The 6,020-nt window shown below is 69.7% G+C and carries 3 protein-coding genes; all 3 read right to left on the reverse strand.

Translation table 11 applies throughout. The annotated features are described in order from the left end of the window. Window positions 1–13: 13 nt before the first annotated feature. The 3 genes from HUW62_RS25390 to HUW62_RS25400 all read right to left on the reverse strand — a co-directional run bounded on the left by HUW62_RS25390 (window position 14) and on the right by HUW62_RS25400 (window position 5,866). Complete coding sequence (locus HUW62_RS25390; RefSeq protein ID WP_176435860.1) at window positions 14–1,435, reverse strand: TolC family protein; 1,422 nt, start codon at window positions 1,433–1,435, stop codon at window positions 14–16. A gap of 159 nt (window positions 1,436–1,594) precedes the next feature. Beyond that, window positions 1,595–4,714 (reverse strand): efflux RND transporter permease subunit, encoded by a 3,120-nt coding sequence (locus tag HUW62_RS25395; protein ID WP_176435861.1) that lies wholly within the window; start codon window positions 4,712–4,714, stop codon window positions 1,595–1,597. A 39-nt stretch (window positions 4,715–4,753) separates the two neighbouring features. Then, window positions 4,754–5,866, reverse strand: a complete 1,113-nt coding sequence (locus HUW62_RS25400; protein ID WP_176435862.1) for an efflux RND transporter periplasmic adaptor subunit — start codon at window positions 5,864–5,866, stop codon at window positions 4,754–4,756. Window positions 5,867–6,020: the final 154 nt, after the last annotated feature.

A 6,020-nucleotide genomic window follows, 5' to 3' on the forward strand; every position in this document is an offset into this window, starting at 1 on the left:
CGTCGAGTCGCGGCTACTGCACGGGCGCCAGGGCGTTGCCGGTGGGGTCGAAGAGGCCCGTCGCGCGGGCCAGGGCGAGACGCGACAACTGCACGTTGAGCGCCTCCGTCACGGCGGACATCTGCGCGCTCGCGAGCGTCGCGTTGACGTCCGTCACCTGAAGGTACGTCGAGGCTCCCGCATCGAAGCTCTGCTTCGCCAGGCGCGCGCTCTCCCATGCCAGCTTCACCCGCTCCTCGGCTGTGCTGAGGTTGACCTCCGAGCTCTCCAGCTCGCTGCGCGCCTTGCGCACCTCGTCGCGAATCTTCTCCTCGGTGCCGCGCAGGTTGGCGTTCGCCTCGGCGATTTTTCCAGAGGACTCCCGCAGGTTGGCCTCGCGCAGTCCGCCGTCGAACAGGTTCCACGACAGGGCCAGCCCCGCGGTCCACGTGGACGCCACGCCGGTGAGGCCGGCGGTGTTGCTCGTCGAGACGTTGCCCGTGGCATGCAGGCTGGGGAGGTACTCCATGACGACCTGCTTGCGCCCGCCGCGAGCCAGGTCCACGTTGAGGCGCGCCGCCGAGGCATCCGGCCGCCGGTCCAGGGCCGTCTTCTCGGCGGACGCCGCATCCCCTGTCTCGGCGGGGAGTGACACGGCCGTCTGCTTGGGAGGCGCCACGTCGAAGTCCACCGGTCGCGCGAGGAGCGCGGCGAGAGAACTCTTCGCCGTCGCATAGGCATTGCGGCTTCGCACCACCTCCTGCTCGGCCTGCTTGCGGTCCAGCGTCGCGCGCAGCAGCGCCAGCCGCTCCACGTCACCCACCTCGAAGCGGTTCTGGGCGTCGCGCTCGAAGCCGCGGCGGACCTCCAGGAGCTGCTCCTGCACCGCCATGGCCTCCCGCAGGCTCGCGGCTCCGAGATAGGCCTGGGCCACCGAGAAGAGAATCTCGCGGCGCGAGTTCTCCGCCGTCAGCCCCGCCACCTTCTCGCCCAGGTAGGCATTCTTGATGGCGGGCCACAGCGTGGGGACAATCAGGGCCTGCCGCGCGGAGATTTGACCGGAGAGCTGGTCCCGCTTCTGCAAGGTGATGGGGTCCGGAGCACCGGGGAGGGCGAACGTCAGCTCCTGCGGATTGCGGATGTACGAGCCGCTCGCGGTGACACTGGGGAGGTATCCGGACCAGGCCTTGTTGCCCAGCTCCTTGGACTGCTGAAGGCGCGCACGTGCGGCGTCGAGGCTGGGGCTCTGCTTCTCCGCGAGGGCGATGGCCTCGTCGAGGGTGAGCAGCGGGAGCGCGGTCGCCTTGGTGCCAGGCGCGGGCATCGGCACGGCGGAGTCGCTGGAGGCCGCCTGGGACGCCGTGTCCCGCATGGGTGTGTCGGTGGTGGCGGGCGCCGGCTGGGAAGTGGGGGCCTGCGTCAGCAGGACGCTGGTGATGAGCGCATGGAGGAGCATGGTGGAGACCGAGGTGGATGCGTCAGGAGCAGAGGACACACGAAGTACGTCGCGGTCCCTTGAGAGGACCGGAGCGTCGACCTCGTGAATCAGGTGGAAGGGGGCGGAACCGGGTGTGTGGCTCCCGGTTCCGCCTTCAGCGGGGCGTGGGCTCGTGTCTCAGTGGGAGCCCTCCTCCGCGAGGAGCGGGCCGCTCGGCGCGACCACTGCCTCCGACGCATGGGAGTCACTCTTGCGACGGCTGAAGCGGGCGGAGAGCCCGTCCAGCAGCGAGTAGACGACGGGCACCACCACCAGCGTCAGCACCGTGGAGCTGATGAGGCCGCCGATGATGACGAGCGCCATCGGCACGCGAGTCTCGGCGCCGTCTCCCTTGGCGAGCGCCACCGGAATCATGCCGGCCACCATGGCGATGGTCGTCATGAGGATGGGACGCAGGCGAACCGGCGCGGCCTCCAGCAGCGCGTCGCGAGCGCTCTTGCCGGCATCTCGAAGCTGCTGGGTGAAGTCGACCAGCAGGATGCCGTTCTTCACGACGAGGCCCATCAGCATGATGACGCCGATGAGGGCAATCATCGACAGGGCGTGGCCCGACAGCAGCAGCGCGCCGATGGCACCGATGAGCGCGAACGGCAGCGACAACATGATGGTGAACGGGTGGACGTAGCTGCCGAACTGCGCCGCCAGAATCATGTACAGCAGGAGGATGCCGAGCCCCAGCGCGGTCGCGAACGCGCCGACGGTCTTGTTCAGCTCCTTCGCGTTGCCGGCGAAGCCTCCCACCACGCCCTGGGGCAGCACCTGCTCCGCCTGCGCGGTGAGGAAGCTCATGCCTTCGCCCAGGGTGTAGCCGGGCGCCAGGTTGGCGAGCAGGGTGATCTGCCGCTTCTGGTTCATCCGGTCAATCTGCACCGGCCCCTCGGAGGGGGTGATGCTGGCCACGTTGCGCAGCTCCACCAACTGCCCACCCGTGGTGCGCACGGTGAGCTGTCCCAGTGCCTCCTCGGAGGCGAGCGTCGCGTCGGGCAGGCGCAGCTTCACGTCATAGGTCTCGCCGCCCTCGCGGTACGTCATGAACTCGTCGCGCCCCAGGTAGGCCCGCAGGGCGACGCCCACCTGGGCCGCGGGCACGCCCATCTGCGCGGCGCGCTCGCGGTCCACGCGCACGTCGAACTGCGGCTTGCCGCTGCGGAACGTCGTGTCGACGTCGGTGAAGCTGGGGTGGGACTTCATGAGGGTGAGCAGCTTCTCGCTGGACGCGACGACCTGGGGCCAGTCCGTGCCGCGCAGCACGTACTGGACCTGCTGGGTGCGGCCACCACCACCGACGCCGGAGACGTCCTGGACGGAGAGCATCACCCCCGGGCGCTCGGCCAGCGCGTCACGCAGGCGCACCTTGAAGGCCTCCTGGTCGAAGGCGCGCTCCTTGCGCGGCACCAGGTTCACCAGCACCTCGCCCTTGTGCACCTCCTCGAGCGTGCCACCGCCCGCCGTGCTGAACGTCTCCTTCACGCCCTCCAGGGGGCGCACCTGCGCGGCCACGATTCCCAGCTCGCGCTCGGTGTCCTCGAGCGTGGAGCCCACGGGCAGCTCCAGCGTCACGCGCACCGCGCCGTTGTCGGAGGGCGGGATGAAGGTGAACTTGAGGAAGCGGGCCATGCCCAGCGTCAGCACCAGCACGCCCACCGCGACGGCGATGGCCAGGGCGCGTCGCTCCAGCACCCAGCCGAGGATGCGGCGATAGCCGCGCTCCATCCCCACGAGCCCGCGCTCGATGGAGGCGCTCACGCGGTTGCGGGGCCCGCCGTGGGCGTGGGCCTTGAGCAGGCGGCTGGAGAGCATGGGCGTGAGCGTCATCGACACCGCGTAGGAGATGAGCACCGCCACGGCCACCGTGACGCCGAACTGGAAGAAGAACTGGCCAATCGTCCCCTCCATGAAGGCCACGGGGATGAACACGGCGACGATGGCGAGCGTCACCGCGAGCACCGCGATGACAATCTGCGAGGTGCCCTCCAGCGCCGCCTTCATGGGCGTCTTGCCCTCCTCCAGATGCCGCACGATGTTCTCGATGACCACGATGGCGTCGTCGATGAGCAGGCCGATGGAGAGCGTCAGCGCCAGCATCGTAATCATGTTGAAGGTGAAGCCCAGCAGCGCCATCACCGCGAAGGTGCCGATGACGCTCACCGGCAGCGCGACGGCCGACACGAGCGTGGAGCGCCAGTCCCGCAGGAAGAAGAGCACGATGAGCACGGAGAGGACGCCGCCGATGAGCATGTCCTCCTGCACCGCGTGGATGGAGGCGCGAATCGTCGTCGAGTTGTCGCTGATGGTGCTGACCGTCACGCCCTGGGGCAGCTCGGCGTTGAGCTCCGTGAGCGACTCCTTGACGTTCTCGGCCACCTGCACCGTGTTGGCGCCCGACTGCTTGCGCACCACGAGGGCGAGCGCGGTGCCCGTGTCCGAGCGGGCAAGTCCTCGCGCCTCCTGCGCGCCGTCCACCACCGCCGCCACGTCACGCACGCGCACCGGCGTGCCATTGGGGCTGGCGACGATGATGGCGCCAATCTCCTCCACGCTGCGCGCCTCGGCCGTCAGCCGGACGATTCGCTCGCGGCCTCCCTGCGTGGCGCGCCCGCCGGGCAGATCCACGCTCTGGGATTGAAGGGCCTGGCTCACGTCGCCGATGGCCAGCCCGTAGCCGCGCAGCCGCTGCGGGTCGACCACCAGCTGAATCTCCCGCTCGCGGCCGCCCACCACGCCGATGCTGCCCACGCCCGCCTGGCTCTGGAGCGAGGGCTTCACCACGTCCTCCGCCACGCGCGTCAGCTCCTCGATGGGCAGCGCGCCGGAGAGCGACAGCGTGAGGATGGGCGCCGCGCCGATGTCGAACTTCTCCACGACGGGCGTTTCGATATCGTTGGGCAACTCGCGCAGCGTGGCCTGCACGCGGTCGCGAACGTCCTGGGCCGCCACGTCCACGTTGGTGCCCAGCTTGAAGCTGATGGTGACCTGGCTGACGTTCTCCAGGTTGATGGAGTTGAGCTCGTCCACCCCGTTGAGCGTGTTGAGCGCCTCCTCGAGCGGGTCGGAGACGTTCTTCTCCATGGACTCGGGGTCCGCGCCCGGCAAGAGCGTGGTGACGGTGACGACGGGGATGTCGACGTTGGGGTACTGGTCCACGCCGATGCGCGGATAGGCATACAGGCCGAAGACGACGACCGCCGCCATCAGCATGACGGTGAAGACGGAGTGTTTGATGAAGGTCTGGAGCATGGCAGTGGCGCTCGTCGAAGAAGGGAGGGAGGAGAAGGGCTACTGCACGACCTGGAGCGCGACGCCGTTCTGGAGCGGCAGGCTGGCGTCCGCGACGACGCGCTCCTCGTGGCCGAGCCCGTGGACGACGCGCACGAAGCCGGGCAGCACGCGCTCCACCTTGACGTCACGGCGCTGCGCCTTGCCGTCCTGGACCACCCAGACGAAGCCCTGCTGGCCCTTGGAGTTGACGGCCTGCGAGGGGAGGAAGACCCCCGCCTGTCCCGGCGCGTCGTCGGTGGCCATCATGTTGGAGAAGTCCAGCTCCACCAGCGCGCCCGCGCGAAGGACGACGCCTTCGCTCTTCGCCGGCAGCACGTCCGCGAGGACTTCGACGGTGCGCGTCTGCGAGTCGATGATGGCGCCGAGGCTCCGCACCTTCGCCTCGAACGGAGCACCGGAGGGATTGAGCGTGCCCTTGACGATGGTGCCGACCTTCACGCGGTCCACGAAGGCCTCGGGCACCGGGGCGCGCACCTCCAGGGCCTGCGGGTTGACGAGGCCGAAGATGGCAGTGCCCGGAGTCACGTAGTCGCCTTCGTTGCGGCTGCGGGTGGTGATGACGCCGTCGAAGGGCGCGGTGAGGGTGGCGTCGCGCAGCGTCTCCTGCGCGCTGGCGAGGACCGCGGCGGCCTGCTCGGCCTGGGCCTGCGCCTGGCGGTAGCCCACTTCGGCCTTGTCGAGCGAGGCGCGCGCGAGGCTGCCCGACTGCGCCAGCGTCCGTGCCCGCTCCACCTCCGTCTTCGCGCCCTCCAGCGCCGCTTCGGCCGCGGCCTTGGCGGCGCGGGCCTGGTTGGCGGTGAGGCGCGCGTTGGAGGTGTCGAGCTGCGCGAGCACCTGGCCGCGCTTCACCGCGTCGCCCGCATTCACCGTGACTTTGGTGAGGGTGCCGGAGGCCTCCGCGCTCAGCGTCGCCTCCTGCTTGGCGCGCACGTTGCCGGTGGCCTGCAGGACGCTCGCCTCCAGCTTCGTGGCCGGCGTGACGGCTTTGACGCCCACGGGCTTCTGCGCGGCCTGCGCCGAGGGCGGAGGCGCCACGGGCTTGCCGCCGCCGCCACACGCGCCCGCCACCACGGCCACCGCCACCACTGCTGCCTTCAAGGTCGTCTTCATCGCTGCGTTCCTCGTCGTGGGGCCGGGGACTTCACGGGCATCCGGCACTGAGTGACTGATTTGGTTTTCTGGTCAGTCCCGGGCAAACGAACACCCCAACCCTCCGGGCACGGAGTGGGGTCCGTAAGGTGTCAGCTCATGGGGGGCTTGGGGC

It is taken from the genome of Myxococcus sp. AM011, assembly GCF_013372595.1.
Taxonomy (GTDB): Bacteria; Myxococcota; Myxococcia; order Myxococcales; family Myxococcaceae; genus Myxococcus; species Myxococcus eversor.

Coding starts and splice junctions, on each gene's coding strand:
- HUW62_RS25390 (WP_176435860.1), bottom strand. CDS start 1,435: ATGCTCCTCCATGCGCTCATCACCAGCGTCCTGCTGACGCAGGCCCCC.
- HUW62_RS25395 (WP_176435861.1), bottom strand. CDS start 4,714: ATGCTCCAGACCTTCATCAAACACTCCGTCTTCACCGTCATGCTGATG.
- HUW62_RS25400 (WP_176435862.1), bottom strand. CDS start 5,866: ATGAAGACGACCTTGAAGGCAGCAGTGGTGGCGGTGGCCGTGGTGGCG.